At 36.6% G+C, this 26,515-nt stretch carries 19 protein-coding genes; 11 read left to right on the top strand and 8 right to left on the bottom strand.

Features of this window, described 5'->3' with window-relative positions:
- Positions 1–4,966: beta strand repeat-containing protein (locus ACRDEC_RS06500; RefSeq protein WP_431497525.1), on the bottom strand; the 4,966-nt coding region annotated here is incomplete at its 3' end.
- Between the two features lie 404 nt (positions 4,967–5,370).
- Between ACRDEC_RS06500 and ACRDEC_RS06495 the strand changes: the two genes are divergently transcribed.
- Positions 5,371–6,522, top strand: coding sequence for a helix-turn-helix domain-containing protein (locus ACRDEC_RS06495; RefSeq protein WP_431497524.1), 1,152 nt, complete (start codon positions 5,371–5,373; stop codon positions 6,520–6,522).
- Positions 6,523–6,983: 461 nt separating this feature from the next.
- On the opposite strand, the gene rho is transcribed toward ACRDEC_RS06495, so the two are convergent.
- Complete coding sequence (rho, locus tag ACRDEC_RS06490; RefSeq protein WP_431497523.1) at positions 6,984–8,720, bottom strand: transcription termination factor Rho; 1,737 nt, start codon at positions 8,718–8,720, stop codon at positions 6,984–6,986.
- A 185-nt stretch (positions 8,721–8,905) separates the two neighbouring features.
- On the opposite strand from rho, the gene ACRDEC_RS06485 reads away from it, so the two are divergent.
- From ACRDEC_RS06485 to ACRDEC_RS06470, 4 genes are all read left to right on the top strand, one after another.
- Positions 8,906–9,316 (top strand): DUF4293 family protein, encoded by a 411-nt coding sequence (locus ACRDEC_RS06485; RefSeq protein WP_431497522.1) that lies wholly within the window; start codon positions 8,906–8,908, stop codon positions 9,314–9,316.
- A gap of 438 nt (positions 9,317–9,754) precedes the next feature.
- Complete coding sequence (locus ACRDEC_RS06480) at positions 9,755–10,417, top strand: response regulator (protein ID WP_431497521.1); 663 nt, start codon at positions 9,755–9,757, stop codon at positions 10,415–10,417.
- 18 nt (positions 10,418–10,435) lie between these two features.
- Entirely contained in the window at positions 10,436–10,720 is a 285-nt protein-coding gene (locus ACRDEC_RS06475; RefSeq protein WP_431497520.1) for a hypothetical protein, read from the top strand.
- Between the two features lie 12 nt (positions 10,721–10,732).
- Positions 10,733–12,481 (top strand): tetratricopeptide repeat-containing sensor histidine kinase, encoded by a 1,749-nt coding sequence (locus tag ACRDEC_RS06470; RefSeq protein ID WP_431497519.1) that lies wholly within the window; start codon positions 10,733–10,735, stop codon positions 12,479–12,481.
- Position 12,482: 1 nt separating this feature from the next.
- Here ACRDEC_RS06470 and ACRDEC_RS06465 read toward each other — a convergent pair whose 3' ends face one another.
- Positions 12,483–12,977, bottom strand: a complete 495-nt coding sequence (locus ACRDEC_RS06465; RefSeq protein ID WP_431497518.1) for a metallophosphoesterase family protein — start codon at positions 12,975–12,977, stop codon at positions 12,483–12,485.
- Positions 12,978–13,025: 48 nt separating this feature from the next.
- Between ACRDEC_RS06465 and ACRDEC_RS06460 the strand changes: the two genes are divergently transcribed.
- Positions 13,026–14,153: a cysteine desulfurase family protein gene (locus ACRDEC_RS06460; protein ID WP_431497517.1), complete on the top strand. Its 1,128-nt coding sequence runs from the start codon at positions 13,026–13,028 to the stop codon at positions 14,151–14,153.
- Between the two features lie 3 nt (positions 14,154–14,156).
- Positions 14,157–15,050 (top strand): glycerophosphodiester phosphodiesterase, encoded by an 894-nt coding sequence (locus tag ACRDEC_RS06455; protein ID WP_431497516.1) that lies wholly within the window; start codon positions 14,157–14,159, stop codon positions 15,048–15,050.
- Positions 15,051–15,078: 28 nt separating this feature from the next.
- Here the strand turns inward: ACRDEC_RS06455 and ACRDEC_RS06450 are convergent, their stop codons facing one another.
- From ACRDEC_RS06450 to lpdA, 5 genes are all read right to left on the bottom strand, one after another.
- Entirely contained in the window at positions 15,079–15,363 is a 285-nt protein-coding gene (locus ACRDEC_RS06450) for a GlsB/YeaQ/YmgE family stress response membrane protein (RefSeq protein WP_431497515.1), read from the bottom strand.
- Positions 15,364–15,548: 185 nt separating this feature from the next.
- Positions 15,549–16,022, bottom strand: a complete 474-nt coding sequence (locus tag ACRDEC_RS06445; RefSeq protein ID WP_431497514.1) for a YybH family protein — start codon at positions 16,020–16,022, stop codon at positions 15,549–15,551.
- 159 nt (positions 16,023–16,181) lie between these two features.
- Positions 16,182–18,092, bottom strand: a complete 1,911-nt coding sequence (locus ACRDEC_RS06440) for an SPFH domain-containing protein (protein ID WP_431497513.1) — start codon at positions 18,090–18,092, stop codon at positions 16,182–16,184.
- 357 nt (positions 18,093–18,449) lie between these two features.
- Positions 18,450–18,836, bottom strand: a complete 387-nt coding sequence (locus tag ACRDEC_RS06435) for a cupin domain-containing protein (protein ID WP_431497512.1) — start codon at positions 18,834–18,836, stop codon at positions 18,450–18,452.
- A 335-nt stretch (positions 18,837–19,171) separates the two neighbouring features.
- A complete protein-coding gene (gene lpdA / locus ACRDEC_RS06430) occupies positions 19,172–20,560 on the bottom strand; it encodes a dihydrolipoyl dehydrogenase (protein WP_431497511.1) in 1,389 nt (462 codons plus the stop codon).
- Positions 20,561–20,797: 237 nt separating this feature from the next.
- On the opposite strand from lpdA, the gene ACRDEC_RS06425 reads away from it, so the two are divergent.
- The 4 genes from ACRDEC_RS06425 (at position 20,798) to ACRDEC_RS06410 (ending at position 26,496) form a co-directional block, all read left to right on the top strand.
- Positions 20,798–22,012 carry an RsmB/NOP family class I SAM-dependent RNA methyltransferase gene (locus ACRDEC_RS06425; RefSeq protein ID WP_431497510.1) on the top strand — a complete coding sequence of 405 codons (1,215 nt, stop codon included), beginning with the start codon at positions 20,798–20,800 and terminating at the stop codon, positions 22,010–22,012.
- Positions 22,013–22,144: 132 nt separating this feature from the next.
- Entirely contained in the window at positions 22,145–23,251 is a 1,107-nt protein-coding gene (locus ACRDEC_RS06420; RefSeq protein ID WP_431497509.1) for an endonuclease, read from the top strand.
- A 50-nt stretch (positions 23,252–23,301) separates the two neighbouring features.
- A complete protein-coding gene (locus tag ACRDEC_RS06415) occupies positions 23,302–24,468 on the top strand; it encodes an endonuclease (RefSeq protein WP_431497508.1) in 1,167 nt (388 codons plus the stop codon).
- Positions 24,469–24,654: 186 nt separating this feature from the next.
- Positions 24,655–26,496, top strand: coding sequence for an endonuclease (locus tag ACRDEC_RS06410; protein WP_431497507.1), 1,842 nt, complete (start codon positions 24,655–24,657; stop codon positions 26,494–26,496).
- Positions 26,497–26,515 lie beyond the last annotated feature (19 nt).

Raw genomic sequence — 26,515 nt, 5'->3', positions numbered from 1 at the left:
GTGCTGTACTGCTTATCGTTGGAACTGCAGGAGTTACCAGTACTGCCGCATTACTAAACGGTGCCGAAGCTCCCGAGGTACAACTTCCATTGTTTGAAGTAACCGTATACGAAGTACCGATAATCATGCCGGAAATAAATCCTGTCCCATCCACCGTAGGTCCTGTCGGGGTAAAGCTATAGGTGTTCGCCGCATTGTAATTACTGATGGTACTCGTTCCTGCTACCAAACAAGTAGGCGCTGTGCTACTTATTGTCGGAACTGACGGGGTTACCAGTATTGGTGCATTACTAAACGGTGCCGAAGCTCCTGAAGTACAACTGCCATTGTTTGAAGTGACCGTATACGAAGTACCGATAACCATTCCCGAAATCAATCCTGTTCCTCCTACTGTTAGTCCTGCAGGAGTGAAAGTATACGTATGAGCCGCATTATAATTACTAACGGTACTGCTTCCCGTCGCTAAACAAGTAGGCGCTGTACTACTTATTGTCGGAACTGCTGGGGTTACCAATACCGCCGCATTGCTGAATGGTGCCGAAGCTCCTGAAGTACAGCTGCCGTTATTTGAAGTCACCGTATACGAAGTACCGATAATCATTCCCGAAATCAATCCTGTTCCACCAACCGTAGGTCCTGCAGGAGTAAAAGTATACGTATTCGCCGCACTATAATTACTAATGGTACTGGTACCTGCTACCAAACAAGTTGGTGCTGTGGAACTTATCGTTGGAACTGCAGGAGTTACCAGTATTGGTGCATTGCTGAACGGTGCCGAAGCTCCCGAGGTACAACTTCCATTGTTTGAAGTAACCGTATACGAAGTCCCGATAACCATTCCTGATATTAGACCCGTCACATCCACCGTAGGTCCTGTCGGGGTAAAGGTATAGGTGTTCGCCGCACTATAATTACTGATGGTACTCGTTCCTGCTACCAAACAAGTTGGTGCTGTGGAACTTATTGTCGGAACTGCAGGAGTTACCAGTACTGCCGCATTACTAAACGGTGCCGAAGCTCCCGAAGTACAGCTGCCGTTATTTGAAGTCACCGTATACGAAGTACCGATGACCATGCCTGAAATCAAGCCTGTTCCACCAACCGTTGGTCCTGTTGGAGTAAAAGTATAAGTGTTCACTACGTTGTAATTGCTAATCGTACTGGTACCCGTAGACAAACAAGTCGGTGCTGTGCTACTTATTGTCGGAACTGCTGGAGTTACCAGTACCGCTGCATTACTAAACGGTGCCGAAGCTCCCGAGGTACAACTTCCATTGTTTGAAGTAACCGTATACGAAGTCCCGATAACCATTCCTGATATTAGACCCGTCACATCCACCGTAGGTCCTGTCGGGGTAAAGGTATAGGTGTTCGCCGCACTATAATTACTGATGGTACTCGTTCCTGCTACCAAACAAGTTGGTGCTGTGGAACTTATTGTCGGAACTGCAGGAGTTACCAGTACTGCCGCATTACTAAACGGTGCCGAAGCTCCCGAGGTACAACTTCCATTGTTTGAAGTGACCGTATACGAAGTCCCGATAACCATTCCCGAAATCAATCCTATTCCTCCTACTATTGGTCCTGCCGGAGTAAAAGTATAGGTATTCGCCGCACTATAATTGCTGATGGTACTCGTTCCCGCTACTAAACAAGTTGGTGCTGTACTGCTTATTGTTGGAACTGCAGGAGTTACCAGTACTGCCGCATTACTAAACGGTGCCGAAGCTCCCGAGGTACAACTTCCATTGTTTGAAGTAACCGTATACGAAGTACCGATAACCATTCCCGAAATCAATCCTGTCCCATCCACCGTAGGTCCTGTTGGACTAAAGGTGTAGGTGTTCGCCGCACTATAATTACTAATGGTACCGGTACCTGCTACTAAACAAGTTGGTGCTGTGGAACTTATCGTTGGAACCGCTGGAGTTACCAATACCGCTGCATTACTGAACGGTGCCGAAGCTCCAGAAGTACAACTTCCATTGTTTGAAGTAACCGTATACGAAGTACCGATAATCATATTTGAAATCAATCCTGTCCCATCCACCGTAGGTCCTGCTGGGCTAAAGGTGTAGGTGTTCGCCGCACTATAATTACTAATGGTACTGGTACCTGCTACCAAACAAGTTGGTGCTGTGGAACTTATCGTTGGAACCGCTGGAGTTACCAATACCGCTGCATTGCTAAACGGTGCCGAAGCTCCTGAAGTACAACTGCCATTGTTTGAAGTAACCGTATACGAAGTACCGATAATCATATTTGAAATCAATCCTATTCCTCCTACTATTGGTCCTGCCGGAGTAAAAGTATAGGTATTCGCCGCACTATAATTGCTGATGGTACTCGTTCCCGCTACTAAACAAGTTGGTGCTGTGGAACTTATTGTCGGAACTGCTGGAGTTACCAGTACCGCTGCATTGCTAAACGGTGCCGAAGCTCCCGAAGTACAGCTGCCGTTATTTGAAGTCACCGTATACGAAGTCCCGATAACCATTCCTGATATTAGACCCGTCACATCCACCGTAGGTCCTGTCGGGGTAAAGGTATAGGTGTTCGCCGCATTGTAATTACTGATGGTACTCGCTCCTGCTACCAAACAAGTAGGCGCTGTGCTACTTATCGTTGGAACTGCCGGAGTTACCAGTATTGGTGCATTGCTGAACGGTGCCGAAGCTCCCGAAGTACAACTGCCATTGCTTGAAGTAACCGTATACGAAGTACCGATGACCATGCCTGAAATCAATCCTGTCCCACCAACCGTAGGTCCTGCAGGAGTAAAAGTATACGTATTCGCCGCACTATAATTGCTGATGGTACTCGTTCCTGCTACTAAACAAGTTGGTGCTGTGGAACTTATTGTTGGAACTGCAGGAGTTACCAGTACCGCTGCATTACTAAACGGTGCCGAAGCTCCCGAGGTACAACTTCCATTGTTTGAAGTAACCGTATACGAAGTACCGATAATCATATCTGAAATCAATCCTGTCCCATCCACCGTAGGTCCTGTTGGACTAAAGGTGTAGGTGTTCGCCGCACTATAATTACTAATGGTACTGGTACCTGCTACTAAACAAGTTGGCGCTGTGGAACTTATCGTTGGAACCGCTGGAGTTACCAGTATTGGTGCATTACTAAACGGTGCCGAAGCTCCTGAAGTACAACTGCCATTGTTTGAAGTGACCGTATACGAAGTCCCGATAACCATTCCTGAAATCAAGCCTGTTCCACCAACCGTAGGTCCTGCAGGAGTAAAAGTATACGTATTCGCCGCACTATAATTGCTAATCGTACTGGTACCCGTAGATAAACAAGTCGGTGCCGTACTGCTTATTGTCGGAACTGCAGGAGTTACCAGTACTGCCGCATTACTAAACGGTGCTGATGTTGCCAGAGGACAAACCCCATTTGCTGACGTCACGGTATACGAAGTACCAATGACCATTCCTGAGATTAGGCCTGTCCCATCCACCGTTGGTCCTGTTGGGTTAAAGGTATACGTGTTCGCCGCATTGTAATTACTGATCGTACTGGTGCCTGCTGCCAAACAAGTAGGCAGAGTGGAACTTATCGTTGGCGCTATCGGGGTGTTATTTACTGTTATAGTAGTTGTAGCAGTAGCGGTACAACCATTGGCACCTGTTACCGTTACCGTATAGGTAGTCGTATTCGTTGGAGTAGCTATAGGATTAGAAATGTTGGGGTCATTTAATCCTACAGCCGGACTCCAAGAATAAGACACTCCTCCTGTGGCCAGTAATGCTACGCTTGGTGTAGCACAAGTAGTCGTTACACTGGTAGGTGTTACGCTAGCTGTTACCGGTGTCAGTATATCCAAAATCGTAAACGGTTCTGATGGACTGGAGGTAAAGTCTACATCTATGATATATAAGGATACAGTGTATTCTTCGCCATAATGCAGACCAGTAATTACTCCGCCCGGCCCCACTGAAGGATAATTAACAACATTACCAACAGCATCATAAAATATGTAATTTATATTGGGATCGTCCAAATAGTTTGTTATGGTAGCGGTGCCTGCTGCACTACAACTAGGAGGTGTTATGTTTAATACCGGGGTAAACAGGTCTAATGCATCACAGCCAAAGCCATCATTACTGACAGACGAGCCAGAAGGCAGCACCCAACTAATACCAGTCGATGATGCATTACCCACATCTTTGACCAGGTAAACATTTCCCGTAGGGTTATTAAAAGCCAATAAAGTCCCTTTATTATCCACCCAAATCGCCCCAAAATCATTGGCTCCAGAAGAATCCAGATTATGAACTGAAGAAGGATTCGTAAGATTTAAAATCCTTGTGGTAAGTGTCTTTGTAGCGTCATCAATAATAACCAGCCTACAACTTGTAGTCGTAGAACCATTTCTTGTAATACCATAATAGGCTCCGTTATAATACGCGTAATCATTGCATTGATTGTTAATAATATTAGTACCGTTTACAATAAAGCTATCGACTGCAGCAGTGGCAACACCACTGGTCAAATCTAAATTGGCAACATTAAACCTTCCTAAAGAAGTGAGCCCGTTATCATCCCTGAAATAAAGATAATCTCCTACTGAAAACATACTGGCATAAATATCCAAGGCTCCCATACTGGTAAGATCAATCCTTCCAACATAAGAAAAATTAGCCGCAGGATTAAAAACCCTGATAGTGTGGGTAGCAGCGCCGTTGACGTACAATAATCCCGTAACGGAACTGTAGGCCGAAGCAGCACCGGATCCCGTATCTACCCCAGTAGTTAAAGTATGTATATTCACAAAGGTCTGCGTTTGCAAATCATACTCATATATATCTACATTACCTGAAGCTCCTTTAGTCTGGTAGATAGACTTAAGCCCCGAACAGGTTTGCGCTCCTAAGTGAGAGCTGGTAAAAAATAGCAGGAGTAAAAATATACACTTAAAAAAATCAAATCTTTTTTGAGTAAAGTTTTCCATATATTAAATCTGTTTTAAAAGAATAATCATCCTCGTTTTACTAATTGTTTTTTTAGCCTTATATTAATTTTGCACATTTTACAGAATAGTGCTGTGAGCCTTTTCTATCCCAAAATTAGGAACAAGATTATTTTTTTGATAGTTTTTTCCCTTGTTGAATAGTGCCTTTTTATAAAAAGAGACTGTTCCACTTTATAATTGTGCACAAAAAAAATTAGGAATTAGTGTAGATTTGCAAATGCTTACCAGGCATATTCAATCTGAAAGAATTAAGTATAAGAATTATAAATTAAGAGTATCTAATTTGAATAAAAGCTTTTTTTTAAATACGCCAAGAACAATAAACATCTCACTATCCAATAATGAATACTGCCTTATTAATCTTTTGTTACCTTAGTTGTTTTATGAGTTTATTATGTATGCTCATTATTCTTATCCAGAACAAATTCCATATCTATTATAAATTCCTGGTATTGCTTTGCCTTATTTCCTGCATCATCGTTATTGGCTGCTGGACTTTTTTTCAGGGCACTATTCCCTTACTGAAACATGCCTATCTCTGGGTTCTCAGTTTTCCTGTTGATTTTGTGCCCGGTTCACTCTTATATTTATATATAAAATCTGTTCTGGAAAGAAGAAAAAAATTCAGCAAATGGAATTTTCTTCATTTTGCCCCTGCAGTATTGCATTGTATCGAACTCATTCCTTTTTACCTGCTTCCAGCCAGCTCCAAACAACTTTCCCTGACGTTGTATTTATTGCATTCCGAAAAACTTCCGCCCTCTTCTGTTTTCATGCTCCCGATGGATGTTCATGTTTTTTTGAAAACCGCATTGTGGTTCTTCTATATTGCATTAACGATTCATTTATTGATGCAATTCCGTAAAAAAAATCCTTTGTGGATTACACGAAACAATCATATTTGGTTCTGGCTCACCAGGCTTACGAGCATTCATGTAGTAGCCATACTGATATCTCTTGTGGAGTTACTCGTTTTTGATAAGTATACTTATAGGGAATATTCCGTCATGCCTCCTGTGTTTTTTATCCTTACTTGTATCATACTGCTCATGTTCAAGCCGAAAATATTGTATGGATTAAGCCATTTGTATAGAGATAAGAGTACTGTTGAATTAAAAAAAGAGGAAGAGACGTTTTCAAAGACTTTTGAATTATCTCCTGTAAAGAGTAAAGAATATAAAGACAAAATTGAATTACTGATCCATGAAGAAAAGGCCTTTCTCATCAAAAACTATTTACTGAAAGACATGGCCCATGATTTGAATATTCCCCTGCATCATTTATCGCATGTTATCAATAAAGAATTCGGTACCAATTATACCAGTTTCATCAATAATTGCCGTATAGAGTATATCATCCGGCACCGATATGATGCCGAATGGTCACAATTTTCACTGGAAGGTATTGGAAATGAGGCAGGTTTTAATTCCAGAAATGCCTTTTTTAAAGCATTTAAAATTGCCACCGGAGAAACTCCTTCTGAATATTTTAGAAAAAAAAGCGATAACTGTTCAGCATCATTACGAAGGCCATAAATTCAATATCGCCAAAATCTCCATGATAATTTTAGGGGTTACATTGGCCTGTTTCGTTTAATTGGGCGTGATCTCGTTGGAAATAACGAGACTGTATCTTTTCTTCGTTCCTCAAAAAAGGATATCGCCTCTACCCCTCACGCAGCCTTTTGTAAAAACCACAAACCACTTTCCTAAACTTGTCATTCCGACGAAGGAGGAACCTCCACAATCCACTTCCACAATCCCAGCATAATCTCAATAACCAATATACCACTCCCAATCTTTTTTAAAATTGCCACGTCGTTCCTCTTCGCAATAACAAGAACAAAAAGGGGGGCTATCAGGGCTAGGAATTTTCTTTTCAATTAATGTTGTATCATTTCCAGTTACCACCAAACAAAAAAGTCCCAACTTTAATGAACTGCCCCCAAATTAGTGTCTAACTTTTTGGGTGCAGTCTAAAATAATGGGGATTTTTTTTAGTCATTCATCGAAATCAAGAATTCTTCGTTGTTTCTGGTTTTCTTGAATCTATCGTTTATAAATTCCATAGCTTCTACAGGGTTCATATCTGCAAGATATTTACGCATAATCCACATGCGCTGTATCGTTTTTTCATCCAATAACAAGTCGTCACGACGTGTACTTGATGAAGTCAGATCAACTGACGGGAAAATACGACGGTTGGCTATTTTTCTGTCTAATTGCAGCTCCATATTACCTGTTCCTTTGAATTCTTCAAAGATCACTTCGTCCATTTTAGAACCGGTTTCTGTTAATGCTGTTGCGATAATACTTAACGAACCACCGCCTTCAACATTACGGGCAGCACCAAAGAAACGTTTAGGTTTTTGCAGTGCGTTTGCATCTACACCACCACTTAAAACCTTACCGGAAGCCGGCTGAACTGTGTTATAAGCACGGGCTAAACGTGTGATCGAATCTAATAAAATTACCACATCATGTCCGCATTCTACCAAGCGTTTGGCTTTTTCAAGTACTATATTGGCAATTTTTACGTGTTCTTGCGGTTCTCTATCGAAAGTTGAAGCTACCACTTCCCCACGCACACTGCGTTGCATATCTGTAACCTCTTCAGGGCGCTCGTCAATTAATAAAACTAATAGGTATACTTCAGGGTGATTGGCAGCAATTGCATTAGCAATATCCTTTAAAAGCATTGTTTTACCGGTTTTAGGCTGTGCTACAATCATACCACGCTGTCCTTTCCCGATTGGTGAAAACAAATCGATAATTCTAGTAGAGATTGAGCTTCCTTTTTCTGCTAAACGGAATTTTTCTGTTGGGAAAACCGGAGTCAGGTGCTCAAAAGATACCCTGTCACGTACCACTTGAGGATCATGACCGTTGATTTTTAGAACTTTAACCAATGGAAAATATTTTTCTCCTTCTTTTGGAGGACGAACCACTCCTTTTACGGTATCTCCTGTTTTTAAACCAAATAATCTGATTTGTGATGTTGACAAATAAATATCATCAGGTGAAGCCAGATAATTATAATCTGAAGAACGAAGAAATCCGTAACCGTCAGGCATCATTTCTAAAACACCTTCACTTTCAATAATTCCTTCGAACTCGTAATCCGGTTCTCTGAAGTTATTATTCTTCTTGTGTTTTGCGTTCGGGTTATTATTTTGTTGGTTTGGATTTGTGTTAGGAACCGCTCTTTGATTAGTCTGATTTGGGTTTTGAACAGCGTTTTCGTTTCCTTGAACTGGAGCAGCTTCTACAGCTATTTCCTCGGTAGTTTCTACAGTTGCAGGCTTATTCTCTGTCTTATTGTGAACTTTATGTGATTTGTCAACCTGAGTGACATTATTTTCGTCTTTTTTAAACCTGATTACTTTTGGAGGACGCTGCTTTTGATTTGGAGCAACTGGTTTTGGTGTTTCCTCAAAAGTTATTTCTTGTTGCGGAACCTCTTTTTTTACAGGAGGTGTATCGTTATTGCTTGCTTTCGGTGGTTTACTATCGCTGATTCTGGCTCTTTTTGGCTTTTCAGCTTCTATTTTATTACTGATTTCAGGAGTAATTTTTTCGGGAGCAATTTTTTCAGGATTTGCCGCCTGGTAATCTAAAATTTGATAAACTAATTCATCTTTTTTAAGTGTTTTGAATTTAGCAATTTTAGCAACTTTAGCAATTTCTTGTAGCTCTGTGAGCTTCATTTCTTTTAAAACAGAAATATCAAACATAAATAGATGTTTATAGTATTAAGTTAATTTGGATGATAGATGTAAATGAGATTTTTTTTGAAACTTATGTTCCGAAGTATGAAGTGCTTACGGATTGTTATTGCAATATTACAAATTTTATTTAAGTAAACAATAGTTTTTTATGAAAAGAAAATATATTTTTGTTACATAATACTACTTTAATAATGATTCAGAGAATACAAAGTATATATTTACTGGTTGCAGTAATAACAACGGGCGCTTTGCCATTTGTTTTCCACCTATGGAAGCTTGAAAGCGGTGTTGTTTTTTATTTTATGCAAAGTATGCTGTATACCGTTCTTTTTGGGTTAAGTACTACCCTATCCATTTTGAGTTTATTATCATTCAAAAAAAGACAAAATCAATTTGTGATGAACAGATTGAATATAATATTGAACTTAATTTTACTAGGATTATTTGTGTATCGAACGCTAAACGTATCTGGAGAAACGGAAGTTTCCGAGAAGGGTATTGGGATGTTTCTTCCTATCGTGACTATCTTTCTGTTAGTTATAGCTAACAGAGCCATTAAGAAGGACGAAGATCTCGTAAAATCTGTGGATCGATTAAGATAAACCTTTCATCTTAGTTTATTAGTGCGAGAAAAAACCATTCCTGATTTAGGAATGGTTTTTTTGTTCCAAATGGTTTAAAGAATGTGTTTATACTGTAGATTTAGTTAATGCAGACGATTAACATACTACTTCATTTATTAATTATCAGGAAGAATTTGAAGATCTAAATGGGATTTTTAACGTAACTTTTAACCTCAATGTCAAAACAACAAAAAACCAACAACTCACTTATCATCTAATTATTTAATTTACAATATTTTATAAAAAAAATAACGGAATAGATTGTCTTTTTTTATTTTTGTTAATACCAATTTGCAATCTTCTTTTTCTCTTAAAAACAATTGTTTTCTAACTGAAATTAGTGAGGAAAAAATCATTAATTTTAGGTATTTCAAGTAACTTTATATTCTACTACATTTGAAACATCTTTTAGTCGATATGGAAAATAAAATAAAAATACATTTAGCAGATGACCATCAAGTACTTATTGATGGGATGCTAGCCGTCTTAAAAACAAACAACGATTTTGAAGTTGTTGGATTTTCATTAAATGGAGAAAATCTGGTAGACAGAGTAGCAAAAAACGGTACTGATATTTTAGTGATGGACATTAATATGCCTGAAAAGGATGGTATACAGGTACTGAGAGAGTTTAATGAAAAAGGATTTACCTGTAAAGTCATTATTTTATCAAGCTATGACGATGCAAAACTGATCAAAGAAGTCATCAAACTGGGAGCCAGTGGTTATCTGACTAAACAATGTGCTGGTGAAAACATCATCGATGCCATAAAAACAGTTGCTGATGGCGAGCAGTATTTCTCTTCAACCATAAAAGACAAGATTTTTAATATCTTCACTAACAATTCTCAAAATCATGCGATGAATCCTGAAGAAATTATTTCAAGTATAACTGCCAGGGAATTAGAAATATTAAATCTGATAAGTCAGGAGAAAAGCGGAAAAGACATCAGCGAAATGCTGGATATCAGCGTGAATACCGTTGAAACTCATCGCAAAAATTTGATGAAAAAATTAAACGTAAAAAGTTCTGTGGGATTAGTGATATTTGCTGCCAAACACAACTTAATTGAAAATTAACATTTAAATCCAAATATTATGACTTACGACATGTTAGGAAACTACTCTTTTGAACAAATGAATGCTTCTGATTTTAGAGCTGCATTTGAAATCCCAGATAACTGTTTTTATAACTTAACAGAAGCCAGCGGGGAATATACTATTGCAATAAAATTAAATCCGGGTGAAAAAGAGCCTTCAACCAGTTTTAAGAATGAAACAGCAACCGTGTCATTTATAAACAATACAATTGACACTATTTTCGAGCAATACGAAAAATCCGGTGCTGTAATCAGAAAACCAAGAGTGGTGATTAATGAATAAATTTTTATTTTCTTGAAAGAATTCGTAATCTTATTTTTAGTTACAGGTAATTTCTGTTTTGGCTTTCAAACCCCGAAAGCCAAAACAGATTCTATCTCTATATATTTAGAGAGCAATAATGCTGTTAAGGCATTTAATTATGTACGCGAAAAATCCGATTATTATCTAACAGATAAAAAATATGATGCCTACTGTGACATCATGATAAAAAAATCAGAATTATTCAGGAAATTTAATGACAATGAAAATGCTTTAAAAACGTTATTTGAAGCAAGAGATATAGCTGAGAAAAATAAATTATTAGCCGAACAGGTTTTGGTCTACAGAGCAATCGGTAATATCAATGGCAGTATATTTGAATATACCAAAGCTAAAAAATACCTTCATAAAGCTAAAAAAATAGCCGAACAACTTGGAAATAACGAGCTCATTTTAAAGTCATACCAGGGATTACTTAAAATCCATTATGATACTCAATCAGACAGTATTGAATATTACTTAAAAAAAATTGATTATTACAGTAAGAAATCCGGCAGTTTAATTGACAAGTACAATAATTACAGTAATTTTTCTAAATATTATATTGCGAAAAAAAACGACGAATTAACCAAGAAGTATTTAGACAGTACTATTGTTTTAGCCCGTCAAACCGGAAATAAGGACTACATCGCCACAACAAATAGCGACTTCGGTGTTTTTTATATGACAACCGAAAAAAATTACCGGAAAGCCATCCAGCAATATTTTGAAATTTTAAAATTATATCCTAAAATGGATAACCAGCAATTGGTGGGAGCTGCTTACCTGAACATTTCATACGCTTATGAAAAGTTAGGTGATTATAAGAATGCTTTGATTTATAATGAGAAATATATTGATGCCATTGAAGGAATCTCATCAGGAAGATTTGAAAAAATCAATCAGGAAATCGAAACTAAGTATGCTATTAATAAAGTAGAAAGCGAGTTTAAGGAAAAAGAGAAACTCATGTCTGAAAAACAGGCCAGAAATCAAAAAATATTATTATTATTTGCTTCCTTATTTATTCTCGCAGGCTTTATTTTTTATTTTTATTATCAAAACTTACTGCTAAAACAAAAAAACAGGCTTAAAGACATCGATAGTAATTTACAATTTAAAATTATCAGTGCCACGCTTGATGGCCAAGATCAGGAAAGAAATAAAATTTCAGGGATTTTGCACGATCATGTGAGTGCTCTTTTATCTTCTGTTGGTTTGCATTTATCAGCCTTTGAAAGCAATTTAAACAAAGATCAAATTGATGATTTAAAAAAGACCAGAACTTTACTCAAAGACGCTCACGATAAAGTAAGGGATCTGTCTCATGAACTGGTACCACCACTTTTAGTGAAGCTTGGACTGCAATTCGCTCTAAAAGATTTATGCGAAAACAATTCCAATTCGTTAATCAAATTTGAATTTTTCTCCACTTTACCAAAAGACAGACGGTATAATCCTGAATTTGAAACCAAAATGTATTTTATCGTTTCAGAATTACTCAACAATGTCATGAAACACAGTAATGCATCAAAATCTAAATTAAGTCTGGAAGAATTAACCAACAAGCTACACATCACTATCGAAGATAACGGTAAAGGATTTGAAGCAAAAAATATCAGTAAATCAAATGGTTTCGGTATTACTCAAATTCGTGCTCGGGTAAAAAACATGAATGGTGATATGAAAATTAAATCGAAGCTTAACGAAGGAACGAAAATCATGATAAAAGTAGATCTCTAAATCACTTTTTCCCTAATTCAATGATTTCCAAATCCTGAATTTTATCACCATCAATCGTAAATCTCAACATTGTTCTTACCGTGTGAAAACCACTTTTTCCGGCAGCTCCTGGGTTCATGTGCAGCAAATTTAATTTTTTATCAAACTGAACTTTTAGAATATGTGAATGACCGCAAATAAACAATTTTGGCGGATTCATCTGTAATTCTACTCTAATATTTGGATTGTATTTATTAGGATAACCGCCAATGTGGGTAATCCAAACATCAACATTTTCACACATAAAACGATTGTGCAGCGGAAATTCCAATCTGGCTTTTGCATCATCAATATTGCCATAAACGGCCCTAAGAGGCTTTATTTTTTTGATAACATCAGTAACTTCGAGGTTCCCAATATCACCTGCATGCCAAACTTCATCAGCCATAGCAACATATTTTAAAATAGCTTCGTCGATATGACTATGAGTATCAGACAATAAGAGAATTTTCTTCAAAACAGTAAATTTATCTCCAAATATATAAAATTAGTATCTTTGCCAACGATGAAAAAAGTATATCTGGATAACGCATCCACAACACAAATCAGAACCGAAGTGGTTACTGAAATGGCCAGAGTTTTATCGGAAGATTTTGGAAATCCATCATCAACCCACTCTTTCGGAAGAAATTCAAAAAATTTAATCGAACTTTCACGTAAAAGCATTGCTAAAAACCTGAATTGTTCGGCTCAGGAAATCATTTTTACTTCTTGTGCTACCGAAGCTAATAATTTTATTATTCAATCTTGTATTAAAGATCTCCATGTAACCAGGATAATCACCAGCAAAATTGAGCATCATGCCGTTTTGCATACCATACAGATACTTCAAAATCAAAATAAGATTGCTGTTGATTATGTCAATATTTTACCTTCAGGAGACATTGATGTGGTTCATCTTTCTGATTTACTTTCTGTGGAAGGAAAAACTTTAGTCAGCCTGATGCACGTTAACAACGAAATCGGAACTGTTTTAAACTTGGAAAGAATTGTCAAAATCTGCAAGCAATACAACGCTTATTTTCATACTGATACCGTTCAATCTATAGGAAAAACACCTTTTAATTTACAGGAATCTTCAATTGATTTTCTGGTGGCAAGCGCACATAAATTTCATGGTCCAAAAGGAGTTGGGTTTGCCTTTATTCGAAAAGGAATCGTCTTAACTCCATTATTACTTGGTGGTGAGCAGGAAAAAGGCCTAAGAGCCGGAACCGAAAGCGTGCATAATATTGTAGGAATGTCAAAAGCATTGGAATTGTCTTATTCCACTTTAGCTGAAGAAGAAAAATACATTACCGAACTTAAAGATTACACAGTTTCACAGCTTCTGGCACATTTTCCGGAAGTGAAATTCAATGGAAAACCTACTGAAACCTTTTATAACATCCTGAATGTTATTTTACCTTTTTCAGAAGATAAAACTTCGATGATATTATTCAATCTAGATATGAAAGGTATCGCTGTTTCCCGTGGAAGTGCCTGTCAGTCAGGAAGTATAAAACCTTCTCACGTTTTGGCAGAAATCTTAGACGCTGAGGATTTAAAAAAACCAAGTTTACGTATTTCATTCAGTCATTACAATACAAAAGAAGATATAGATTATCTAATAGAAAATTTAAAACTGATATAACCGATGAAAAACTTTCTTCCCTTTGCGTTGTTGTTCTGTATACATTCCTTTTCTCAGGATTTTGATATTGAAGGGCACAGAGGTTGCCGGGGACTAATGCCTGAAAACACTATTGAAGCCATGAAAAGAGCAGTAGATTTAGGTGTTACCACATTAGAACTTGATGTTGTTATTTCCGCGGATAATCAGGTGTTTCTTTCGCATGAACCTTTTTTATCACACGAGATTTGCCTGGATCAGAATGGGGATGAAATTTCGGAAGTAAACGAAAAAAATTTCAATTTATATCAGATGGATTACAATGAAATCCGTCAATGCGATTGCGGTTCAAAAGTACATCCCAAATTTCTTAATCAGACGAAAATTAAAACTTATAAACCCCTTTTAGCGGAAGTTATTGACAGCGTTTCGGATTATATCAAAAAGAAATATCCCAACAAGATTATTTATTACAATATAGAAACCAAAAGTGCTGTGGAAGGTGATGCTGTTTTTCACCCTAAACCGGAAACATTTGTCGATTTGCTTTTGAAAGTTATTGAAGAAAAGAATAGTAGCGACAGGGTTTTTATCCAGTCATTCGATGTCAGGACCTTGCAATATCTGCATAAAATAAGACCTAAATTTAAAACCGTTTTATTAGTCGAAAACAAACTTTCTATTGAAGAAAACCTAAAATTATTAGGGTTTATTCCGAATGTTTATAGTCCGGAGTTTGTTTTATTGGCTCCGAAAGCGATTCGGTATCTGCACAAAAAGAAAGTAAAGGTAATTCCGTGGACCGTAAACGAAACGGATGATATGAAAAAAATGATTGATTTAGGAGTTGACGGTTTAATAACAGATTATCCTGATCGGTATTTTGATATACAATCCAACAAAAAACCCGAAAAGTAGTCTTCGGGTTTTTATATATCTATAGCTGTTATTGTGGGCTTTGATCTTTAAAGAAGTTGGGCGCAATAAACTTTTTCCAAACATACAGAATCAATAAGGCTCCGAGGATTGCCCAAATAAGGCCCCAGCCTAATCCAGATCCTCCTGCGCTTTCAAATCCTAACGAATTCCCGACAAATCCGCCTATTACAGCTCCACCAATTCCTATTAGTGCCGTCACAATAAATCCTCCGGGATCTTTACCAGGCATAATCAATTTAGCAATTCCTCCTGCGATTAGGCCAAAAATAGCCCACCAAATGTAAGTCATCATAATTAATTGTTTTTAAGGTTATTACCTCAAATATAAGAATTTATTTATACAAAAAAGCCCCTTAAAACCCTTTTATAAGTCCATACTTTTTACTAAAAGTATAATGTGCCTAATTTTAAATATAAAAAAATCCGCGTTGCGTGAACAAAACGGATTATACATTATCGTTAAAGTCATTGTTAGTCTTATTTCGGGCAAGGCAGATCCGAATTATAACAATCACGGTACAATTTCCATACCCCATCCTCTTTCTTAAAAATCTCTATCGATTTTCCACTGTCAATAATTTTTCCTTCTTTGTCAGTCATAGTCCATTCTTCCTCAGCAGCCAACGCTTCTGCATTGCCCCAGACATCAATAGTTTTCATTGAGAATTTAGGGACTCCGGCCTTCATCCATTGACCAAAAAGCTTTTGAATATTTTCTCTCCATGCTATTGATTTTCCGTTAGGCTGCATGAATTTTGCATCTTTCGTATAACAATTTGCCAGACCAACTGAGTCACCTTTATTAAAAGCATCCACGAATACTTTACCTCTGGCTTCTATGCTCGCTTTAGCTTCTGCCGAATCAAATTTCTTTTTGGAAGAATTTTTACAGCCTAAAATTAAGAGAACAATAAAAACCAAAAGAATACCGATTAACTGATATTTTTTCATAATAAATAATGATTAAAACGTTACTAATAAAAAATTAAAGTACTGAATTTAAATGTATTACAAATATAATTCATTTATTGCAGATACATTATGAAATCTGTTTCGGCAAAAAAAATCCGCTCTGTTTTCACAAAGCGGATATCTTCTGTTCCTAAAAAATTACTTCTTTTTAGGTTCCGTTTTTTCACTATTGGTATCCATCATTTCCATCAGTTTCATACCTAGAAGACCACTGATACCGCCTTCAGAACCATTGGCTCCGGTAATTAATATTTCAGGAATTACTTTGATGTTTCCTTTACCGATTTCTTCTGTAATTTTGTACTTCGTAAAGTTGTCACCACCCATTGCAGAAACCTGTAACTGATAAGCTTCAGCAGTAGATTTACCGATTGCCATAATCTTTTCAGCTTCTGCTAAACCTGTTTTAGAAATTCTTTCCGCTTCGGCACTTGCTGTTAACTTAGTAGCTTCCGCCTGTGCTCCTGCTCTTGCTTTAGTTGCTTCGGCTTCGGCGTTAGCACGCATTTTAGTAGCTTCGGCTTCGGCATTTACATTCAATTTAAGACTGGTAGCATCACCTTCAGCTTTCTTAACTGTCGCATCAGCTGTTCTTTGTGCAATTTCAACACTTTGAGAAGCTCTAACGATTTCTTTCTGCATATCGGCAATTGCCGTTTCCTTTTCCATACCCTGACGTTGTTCCTGCGCCATTTTTTGTGTTTGGTAAGTTTTTTGCTCTTCTTCTGCAATCTTACGATCCGTTAGCGTTTTCATCAGTGAATCCGGAGGAACAATATCACCAATTAAAGTATCAACAGCGTTTACATTGTACTCATCCAAAACCGTTTTAATATGGTTTTTAGCCGATTCCTGACGCTCTTTTCTCGTACTTAAGAAAGAAATTACATCACTGTCTTGAGCTGAATTTCTGAAATAATTACCGATTGTTGGTTCCAAAACCTGAGAAACAAGATTATTCATACTTCCAAAACGGGCTATCACTTTTGGTGCTTCATTTGCTGGAACATGAATAATTTGTGCCACATCTAAATTGAAAGGGAAGCCATCTTTTGAGCGTACTGTAATTGTAGAAAGATTTTTATCTAAATCATGAGATTCGCTTCTTGCGTTAGCCCAATTTAAAACCAGATTCGTTGTTGGAACAGCTTCCAATTTTGTAGTGTATTTATTCAAAGCATATTTTCCGGGTCCAAAAGGTTCCATCCATACACCACGCTGACCTTTGGACACAATATTACCGTGTTTGAAAGTATCTCCAGTAACATCCAATCCGTCTTCTCCGATATAAGAAATCACAACACCAACATATCCAATTGGTACATCTGTCATTGGGTTTTGTTCGATTTGAATAGCCCAAATATTAATATAATAAGACCCCGCCAACATCACTTGTGGTTGTAAGCCTCTATTTCCTCCTTGATTTAAGAATTCATCACAATCCTGAAAATTGTTATGCCCCTCTATATATTTACCGGCAATTTGTCCTATAGGAATAGGCTCACCGTCAAGAGCTGTTACGATTCCAATCATATTTTCGAAAATCTTAACTTGTTCAGCAATCACAATCTCGAAAAGAAACGTATTAATACGATATGAACCTGTAGTAATGAAAGCTGTTTGACGCCCTTTTTGCCCACCATTATCCAGAAAAGCAGTAGCATCCTGAAAATTATCGGAACTCACTTTTCTTGCTAAAATTCTACCAGTAGGTATTTCTTTACCATCTTTACTTAATACCAATCCGATTTTTCCCTCCGGAATAATGGTAAAAGAAGTCATATCGACAGAATACTGCCAAATCCACATACCCCAATACAAACCTGGGGCTAATGTTTGTGCTTGGAAACCTGCTTCTCCTCTAGTTGCTATAATCCTACCATCCGGTAAAGATTTATTAGATCCAAAAAGCACAAATTTTTTGGTTATTAATCCAATTTTATCTTCGGGAACAATTACCATTCCAAAGAAAACCCGTAATACAAATTTGTAAAATAAGATGGATAATACAATTAAGATAATCCACCAATAAGAAGTAATTTCATTCATAGTTTTTAAATTTTTTCTTCAAAAGTAATATGAATATTACCTGCTAAAATGAAAAAAAATTAAAATTAACACTTGTTAATTTTAGCATAAAACTTTCAAAAAAACTCGATTTTAAAGCACTGAAATTGTCAATTTCTGACACTATTTTTTCTTTTGTCAACTATGATTGGTATTTTGGATTTTAACAATTTAAAACTGGATTTGCTTAATTTTGGATTAGGATTGAATGAAATTTTAAAAGTAGTGTTTCAATTTAACTTTACATTTACTTTATATGAGAACAAAAAAACCGTTTTGCTTTCACAAAACGGGCTCTTTACAATTAGAAATACTAATTCATTTTAATGTCTGAAAATGTTATTTTTTAGATTTTCCATGTTTTATCTCAGTAACTACCATTCTTATTGTGGTCGTTCCGATATTTTTTGCCATATGTGTCACAGCAGGAATAAAAAGAGCATCACCTTCTTTAAGGTCAATAGCAACAGGCGCTTTACCTTTGTCGGTTATCTCAATTTTTCCATCAGTTAAAGCACAAGCAACATGATCAGGATGATGATGCCAAACCGCTACATCTCCTGGAGCAAATTCAATTTGTATTACTCTTACTTTTTCATTATTAAGGAGTATTTTTTTATAAACATTTGGCGCTGCCATTACTGGATCCTGTGCATATGTATTACTACATAACATCAAGAACAATCCAACTAGAAAAATTTTTGAAATTAATTTAATTACTTTCATACCTGTACGATTTAATTATTTAAAAAAAGATTTGAATAACATCTACTTTTATTGAAAAGCCAATGTATTTACAATTTGAAAAACACAATCGTTTCTCAATTATTTAAAGTAATAATTTGTTTTTGGAGACTTCAAGTTTTTCTATTTTGGAATTTCAGAAGCTAGTACACCTCTTTTTTTTAAAGAAGGTAAATTTACAAAAAAACAAATCAAAAAGAGCATGGATTTTGAATTAATTAAACATAAATAGCTAACTACCAGTAATTTATATTAATTTCATAAAAAAAACGTCCCGACAAAATCGGGACGTTTTTCATATATAAAATTTGTAATAACTACAAGTGGATTACCTCACCATAAGCATCTGCAACGGCTTCCATTACCGCTTCACTCATCGTTGGGTGTGGATGAATAGCTTTTAGGATTTCGTGTCCAGTTGTTTCTAATTTACGTGCTACAACCGCCTCAGCAATCATATCAGTAACACCAGCACCAATCATGTGACAACCTAACCATTCGCCGTATTTAGCATCGAAAATAACTTTTACAAAACCATCAGGAGTTCCCGCAGCTTTTGCTTTACCCGAAGCTGAGAATGGGAATTTACCCACTTTGATTTCGTATCCTTTTTCTTTAGCTGCTTTTTCAGTTAAACCAACAGAAGCAATTTCAGGAGTTGCATAAGTACAACCAGGAACATTACCGTAATCGATTGGATCAACATGCATTCCAGCGATTTTTTCAACAGTATTAATACCTTCAGCAGACGCTACGTGAGCTAAAGCCTGCCCAGGCGTTATATCACCTATAGCGTAATAACCAGGGATATTCGTTTGATTGTAAGCATTTACTAAGATTTTATCTTTGTCAGTAGCGATACCTACTTCTTCCAATCCGATTCCTTCAATGTTCGTTTTGATTCCAACAGCAGAAAGTACGATATCAGCTTCCAGGATTTCTTCCCCTTTAGCCGTTTTTACAGTAGCTTTAACTCCTTTTCCTGAGATATCAACTTTTTCAACAGAAGCATTTGTCATCACTGTAATACCAGATTTTTTTAGAGAACGCTCAAATTGTTTAGAGATATCTTCGTCTTCAACAGGAACAACATTTGGCATAAACTCCACAATAGTTACCTGAGTTCCCATTGCGTTATAAAAACTGGCAAACTCTACTCCTATCGCACCTGAACCAACGACAATCATCGATTTTGGCTGTTCTGCCAGTGTCATCGCTTGTCTGTATCCGATAATTTTTTTACCATCTTGCGGCAAGTTTGGCAATTCACGAGAACGTGCTCCTGTAGCAATAATAATATGATCAGCAGCATATTCAGTTACTTTACCATCAGCAGCTGTAACATCAATTTTTTTACCTGGTTTTAATTTACCAAAACCTTCAATAACATCGATTTTATTTTTTTTCATTAAGAACTGAACACCTTTGCTCATACCTTCAGCTACACCTCGAGAACGAGAAACTACAGCTGAAAAATCTTTATCAAATTCTTTTACTGTCAATCCGTAATCAGAAGCATGTTTCAAATATTCAAAAACCTGAGCTGATTTCAATAATGCTTTCGTAGGGATACAACCCCAGTTAAGGCAAACACCTCCAAGATTTTCTTTCTCGATAACTGCTACTTTAAACCCTAATTGCGAAGCTCTGATTGCAGTAACATAACCACCTGGCCCACTTCCTAAAACAATAATATCGTATTTCATTTGTATGTATTTTTCTTAATTATTTCAGCGTACGAAAATAAGCAAATATTAAATAGTAGTGAAATATTCAATGCTTTTTTTATGGCGTTTTATCGGGCTGTCCGCTATATCTTTTCTGTTTCGTTTGTTATCACACGAAACAAAAAAGGATGCCGCTTCCATCCCGAACGCAAAAATTGACACATATCCTTCAAAATTTGTCTTTATATTGTACCTTTGCACCTCAATTTTTTTAACATGAGATTACATAGAAACTTGGTTTACACCACAATTGACTCTTTAAACGCTATTTTTAACGAAGGTGAATATGCTGATAAAGTAGTGGCACGAGCATTGAAAAAAGACAAGCGTTGGGGAAGCTCCGACAGAAAATTCGTTGCTGAAACCATCTATGAAATCGTACGTTGGAAACGTTTGTATTCAGAAATTGCAGAAGTAAAAGAGCCATTCGATCGTGATAATATCTGGAGAATGTTTGCCACTTGGGCGGTACTTCGCGGTTATCCAATTCCTGATTGGCGTCAACTGGAAGGAACTCCGGAAAGAAAAATAAAAGGACGCTTTGACGAATTATCAAAAATAAGAGCTATCAAAGAATCTATTCCTGATTGGATGGATGAATTAGGCGTAAAAGAATTGGGTGAAAAAGTTTGGGCTACCGAAATTGCAGCACAAAACCAACAAGCAAAAGTAATTTTAAGAACCAATACCCTTAAAACTACAAGAGACAAACTGCGTGCCATTTTAATGGATTTGAATATCGACACTGACACTTTAAAAGATCAGCCTGAAGCCTTAGTGCTTAAAGAAAGGGCTAATGTTTTCTTAACGGATGCATTCAAGCAGGGATTCTTTGAAGTACAGGATGCTTCTTCGCAGCTGGTAGCTCATTTTTTAGATGTAAAACCAGGTATGAGAGTCGTTGACACCTGTGCCGGTGCCGGTGGAAAAACACTGCACATTGCCTCGTTAATGGAAAACAAAGGCCAATTGATTGCAATGGATTTATATGAAAGTAAATTAAAGCAATTAAAATTAAGAGCTAAAAGAAACAGTGCTTTCAATATTGAATACAGAATTATTGATACTACTAAAGTTATCAAAAAACTGCACGAAAAAGCAGACAGAGTCTTAATTGATGCACCTTGCAGTGGTTTAGGTGTTTTGAAAAGAAACCCAGATGCAAAATGGAAACTGCAGCCGGAATTCATTGACAATATCCGTAAAGTACAAGCCGAAGTTTTAGAAAACTATTCTAAAATCGTAAAGCCGGGAGGCAAACTGGTTTATGCTACCTGTTCGGTCTTACCCTCTGAAAATCAGGAACAAATTAAGAAATTCTTAACCACTGAAATTGGTAAAAACTTTATCTTTGTAAAAGATGTAAAGATACTGGCTTCGGAGTCTGGTTTTGACGGGTTTTACATGGCTCAGCTGGAAAGAAAAGCATAAAACATAGTATTTTTCATACGTAAAGGGGCAATAAAATCAAAATTCATTAAAATTCTAATGCATATTAGAATATTAGTGTAAGTTTGCGGCCCTCAAAATTTTTAAAATACAAGCAATTAAAAAAGTATTACGATGAAAAAAATCTACATTGCATTTGCATTCCTTATTGTTTCGTTAGGATTTGCACAAAGCGGTGCTCCGGCGGCCCCTTATTACAACGGTTTCAACTGGACACTTACAGGAACTTCATTAAAAAGTGCCTTATCAACTAAAATTATAAACACACATACTAAATTTTTAACATACAGTAATGTGTGGGATTCTGATAAAATTGTAGATCTGGATCCAAACGATGGTACAAACACAAATGTGCTTTTGTTATATGGTTTCAGTGCCAATATGTGCCCAGCTTCAACTTCTGATGATAATGACCATAGAAGAAGAAATAAAGACAGTAACGGAGGAGGAACTTCTTGCGAATGGAACAGAGAACACACCTATGCAAAATCATTAGGAACACCTGCTTTAGATGATGGTGGTGCAAGTGATGCAGGAGAAGATGTTCATCATTTAAGAGCTGCAGATGTTCAGAGAAATGGAGCCCGTGGAAACAGAAAATTCGCGTCAGGAAGCGGTAATTCAGCAAATGTAGGAGCCGATTGGTATCCTGGTGACGAGTGGAAAGGTGATGTAGCCAGAATGATGATGTACATGTATTTACGTTATCCAACACAATGTTTACCAATTAATGTTGGAACAGGTACTACTGTAGCAACTGATACAAATATGATTAATCTATTCTTACAGTGGAATGCTGAAGATCCGGTTTCTCAATATGAAGACAACAGAAACACTTATATTGGAAATGCTTCTAATGCTTACGGACAAGGTAACAGAAACCCTTTTATTGACAATCCATACTTAGCGACTGTAATTTGGGGAGGTCCGGCAGCCGAAAATCGTTGGCCAACTATATTCTTGTCAACTGATGATTTCAATTTAGCTTCAAATGTCTCTATTTATCCAAATCCAACGAGCGATAATAAAGTTAACATTGAAACAAATTCAATTATTGATAACATTGAATTAATTGCTATCAACGGTCAAATAATCCAACAAATTAAAAACCCAAAGTTTGAAAGCAACCTATACACTTTAGATAACTTACCAAAAGGGTTCTATTTTGTTAAAATTTCTTCTGAAAACACAAATACAACTAAAAAAGTTATTGTTAATTAATATAATGTTTTATTTTTGACGCCCCATTTCAAAATTTTTTAAAAAATAAAATGAAAAAATTCTACTCAATTATTGCAATTCTTATTGCATCAATAGGTTATGCTCAGATTCCTGCCGGATATTATAATGCGGCTACTGGAACAGGTTATCCATTGAAAACACAATTAAAATCTATAATAACCGCTGGTCATGTTGACAAAGGTTACGGATCCGGCAGCAGTCAAACCAATAACGGTCTTTGGTCAGCGTACGGAACAACAGACAGAGACAATGGAATTGGTTATGAAAATGACAATACTATTGTTGACATTTATTCTGAAAACCCAACAGGTGTAGATCCTTATAATTTTAATTTCAATACAACTGTAGGCCTTAATGCAGGACAATGCGGTACTTATTCTGGAGAAGGAGATTGCTATAATAGAGAACACTTAATCCCACAATCGTATTTTGATAATATTGGGACTGCATTTATGAAGCACGACGTTCAGCACGTATATCCTACAGATGGAAAAGTAAACGGAATGCGTAATAATTATGGTTTTGGTAAAGTTAGTACAGCCAGTTATACATCTCAAAACGGATCTAAACTTGGAACAGCAAGTAACTCAGGATATGCGGTAGGTTATTCTGGAATTGTTTTTGAGCCTATAGATGAATTTAAAGGTGATATAGCACGTGTTTTCTTTTATTTTGCTACTCGTTATGAAGATCAGATGGATGATTTTTACGGGTCAGTAACAGATGCTCAAGTTCCATGCAGAGTAATGTTTGACGGTTCTATAAACAAAGTATTCAGTCCGACATTCTTAAATATATTATTAACCTGGAATGCTCAGGATCCTGTAAGTACTAAAGAAATTGTACGAAACAATGCGGCTTATGTACACCAAGGGAATAGAAATCCCTATATTGATAATAATGCTTATGTTACAGCAATTTGGGGTTCACCTACTTTAGCTGTCGAAGATTTCGATTTGCTTTCAAACATCAATATTTATCCAAACCCTGCAAACGATCACCGTGTGAATATCGAAACGCTGGCTGAACTTGATGAAATCCAGTTAATCAGCGTAAACGGACAGGTGATGCAACAGATAAATCAGCCAAAAGCAAATCAGAATGTTTATACGTTGGAAAATTTACCCGAAGGATTTTATTTCCTCAAGTTAAACTCTGATAATCAGACAATTGTTAAAAAGATTGTTATCAACTAATTATAAAGCGGCAAATTTGCCGCTTTTTTTATGCCTAGTTTTATGTAAACGATTAATTGTCAGCGATCAATAGCATAACAATTAATTAATATTGTCTAAAAAGCAGTTGTTTTGTTTCTGAATATTTTTGCAAGAATTTTAAAATTTTACTCAAAAAAGAAATACTAACCAACAAACAATAACTACATGAAGCTAAGACTACTATTTCTCGCACTGTTATTTTCAGTTGTTTCATTGGCCCAAATCCCTTCAGGCTATTACAACACAGCAACAGGAACCGGTTATACTTTAAAAACCCAATTGTACAATAAAATAAAAGGACATTCCGATAAAGGATATGCAGGACTTTGGACAACTTTTGGCACTTCTGACAGAGACAATCAATATGAAAATGACAATACAATAATCGATATCTATTCTGAAAATCCATCAGGCGCGGATCCTTACGAATATACCTATAGCACTGATCAATGCGGAACATATAGTGTTGAAGGAAATTGTTATAACAGAGAACACATTGTTCCTCAATCTGTTTTTAACGAATCTGCCCCAATGGTATCCGATGCGCATCACATTACTCCTACGGATGGAAAAGTAAACGGAATGAGGGCTAATTACCCTCATGGAAAAGTGGCAACTGCAACATGGACTTCTTTAAATGGAAGTAAATTAGGCTCCAGTGCTGTTTCTGGATATTCAGGTACTGTTTTTGAACCTGTAAGTGAATTTAAAGGAGATATTGCCAGAATGTATTTTTATTTTGCCACTCGCTACGAGAATACCGTTGCAGGTTACTCCTATGCTATGTTCAACGGAACAAGCAATCAGGTTTTCACCAATGCTTTCAGAGATATGTTGTTGGCATGGCACGCTCAAGATCCTGTGAGTGCCCGCGAAATAGCTCGTAATAACGCCATTTATGTACGTCAGGGAAATAGAAACCCTTATATTGACCATCCGGAATATGTAAATGCTATTTGGGGAACTGTGACTCCTCCTGCTGATACTCAGGCGCCAACTGCTCCAACAAATTTAGCAGCATCGAACAGCACTCAAACAACGATTAATTTAAGTTGGACAGCTTCTACAGATAATGTCGCTGCAACCGGTTACAATGTATATATGAATGGAAGCCTGAAAACATCCGTTACTTCAACAAGCACTACGATAACAGGATTAACTGCTGCAACAACCTATTCTTTTTATGTTAAAGCCAAAGACGCAGCCGGAAATATTTCTGCTTCAAGCACAACAACAAATGCTACAACGACAGCTGCAACATCAGGCGCAACCGATTTGTATTTTTCAGAATACTTAGAAGGTTCTTCAAACAACAAAGCTATTGAAATTGCAAATACAACCGGAAACTCAATCAGTCTTTCTGTTTATAGCATTAAAAAACAAACCAATGGTGCCGGAGCATGGAGTACCGGATTAACATTGTCTGGAACAATTGCAAACGGAGCAAAATTTGTTCTTGTTAACAGTCTGATTTTATCTGCATGCTATCCAACGTCATCTGCTAATGTTTCAACTTCAGCAACAGAATTAGCTTTTAATGGAAATGATGCTCTTGGCTTATTCAAAAATGGCGTTCTAATTGATATTATTGGAACATTTAATGGAGGAACAGCTGATTTTTCAATAGATGAAACCTTAAGAAGAAAAACAACCGTTACAGTTCCCAAAACGACATTTAACAAAACAACTGATTGGACAGTTTATACAACTGATACTTGTTCAGGTATTGGAAATCGGTCGAGCCAAAAGTCAGAAATCAAAAAAATAAGTATTGAAAATGATTTCAAAGTATACCCAAATCCATCTAACGGGCAAATCACAATCGATTTTGATACCGAAAGCAACAATAATTCGATTGAAATTTACTCCGTTCTTGGAGAAAAAGTATTTGAAACACTAAATAACACGAGCGCTTCCATTACGATTTCCAATCTGAAGACAGGAATATACTTTATAAAACACCTCAAAAATTCTAAAACAATTATTAAAAAAGTAATAATTAACTAAAAATAAAGCGGCAAAATTG

Origin of the sequence: Flavobacterium sp., from assembly GCF_050696275.1 — a bacterium.
Classification (GTDB): domain Bacteria; phylum Bacteroidota; class Bacteroidia; order Flavobacteriales; family Flavobacteriaceae; genus Flavobacterium.
This window is presented reverse-complemented; position numbering and strand designations above follow the sequence as displayed.

Coding starts and splice junctions, on each gene's coding strand:
- ACRDEC_RS06475 (WP_431497520.1), top strand. CDS start 10,436: ATGACTTACGACATGTTAGGAAACTACTCTTTTGAACAAATGAATGCT.
- ACRDEC_RS06410 (WP_431497507.1), top strand. CDS start 24,655: ATGAAGCTAAGACTACTATTTCTCGCACTGTTATTTTCAGTTGTTTCA.
- ACRDEC_RS06445 (WP_431497514.1), bottom strand. CDS start 16,022: ATGAAAAAATATCAGTTAATCGGTATTCTTTTGGTTTTTATTGTTCTC.
- ACRDEC_RS06455 (WP_431497516.1), top strand. CDS start 14,157: ATGAAAAACTTTCTTCCCTTTGCGTTGTTGTTCTGTATACATTCCTTT.
- ACRDEC_RS06495 (WP_431497524.1), top strand. CDS start 5,371: ATGAGTTTATTATGTATGCTCATTATTCTTATCCAGAACAAATTCCAT.
- ACRDEC_RS06450 (WP_431497515.1), bottom strand. CDS start 15,363: ATGATGACTTACATTTGGTGGGCTATTTTTGGCCTAATCGCAGGAGGA.
- ACRDEC_RS06435 (WP_431497512.1), bottom strand. CDS start 18,836: ATGAAAGTAATTAAATTAATTTCAAAAATTTTTCTAGTTGGATTGTTC.
- ACRDEC_RS06420 (WP_431497509.1), top strand. CDS start 22,145: ATGAAAAAAATCTACATTGCATTTGCATTCCTTATTGTTTCGTTAGGA.
- lpdA (WP_431497511.1), bottom strand. CDS start 20,560: ATGAAATACGATATTATTGTTTTAGGAAGTGGGCCAGGTGGTTATGTT.
- ACRDEC_RS06485 (WP_431497522.1), top strand. CDS start 8,906: ATGATTCAGAGAATACAAAGTATATATTTACTGGTTGCAGTAATAACA.
- ACRDEC_RS06425 (WP_431497510.1), top strand. CDS start 20,798: ATGAGATTACATAGAAACTTGGTTTACACCACAATTGACTCTTTAAAC.
- rho (WP_431497523.1), bottom strand. CDS start 8,720: ATGTTTGATATTTCTGTTTTAAAAGAAATGAAGCTCACAGAGCTACAA.
- ACRDEC_RS06460 (WP_431497517.1), top strand. CDS start 13,026: ATGAAAAAAGTATATCTGGATAACGCATCCACAACACAAATCAGAACC.
- ACRDEC_RS06480 (WP_431497521.1), top strand. CDS start 9,755: ATGGAAAATAAAATAAAAATACATTTAGCAGATGACCATCAAGTACTT.
- ACRDEC_RS06415 (WP_431497508.1), top strand. CDS start 23,302: ATGAAAAAATTCTACTCAATTATTGCAATTCTTATTGCATCAATAGGT.
- ACRDEC_RS06440 (WP_431497513.1), bottom strand. CDS start 18,092: ATGAATGAAATTACTTCTTATTGGTGGATTATCTTAATTGTATTATCC.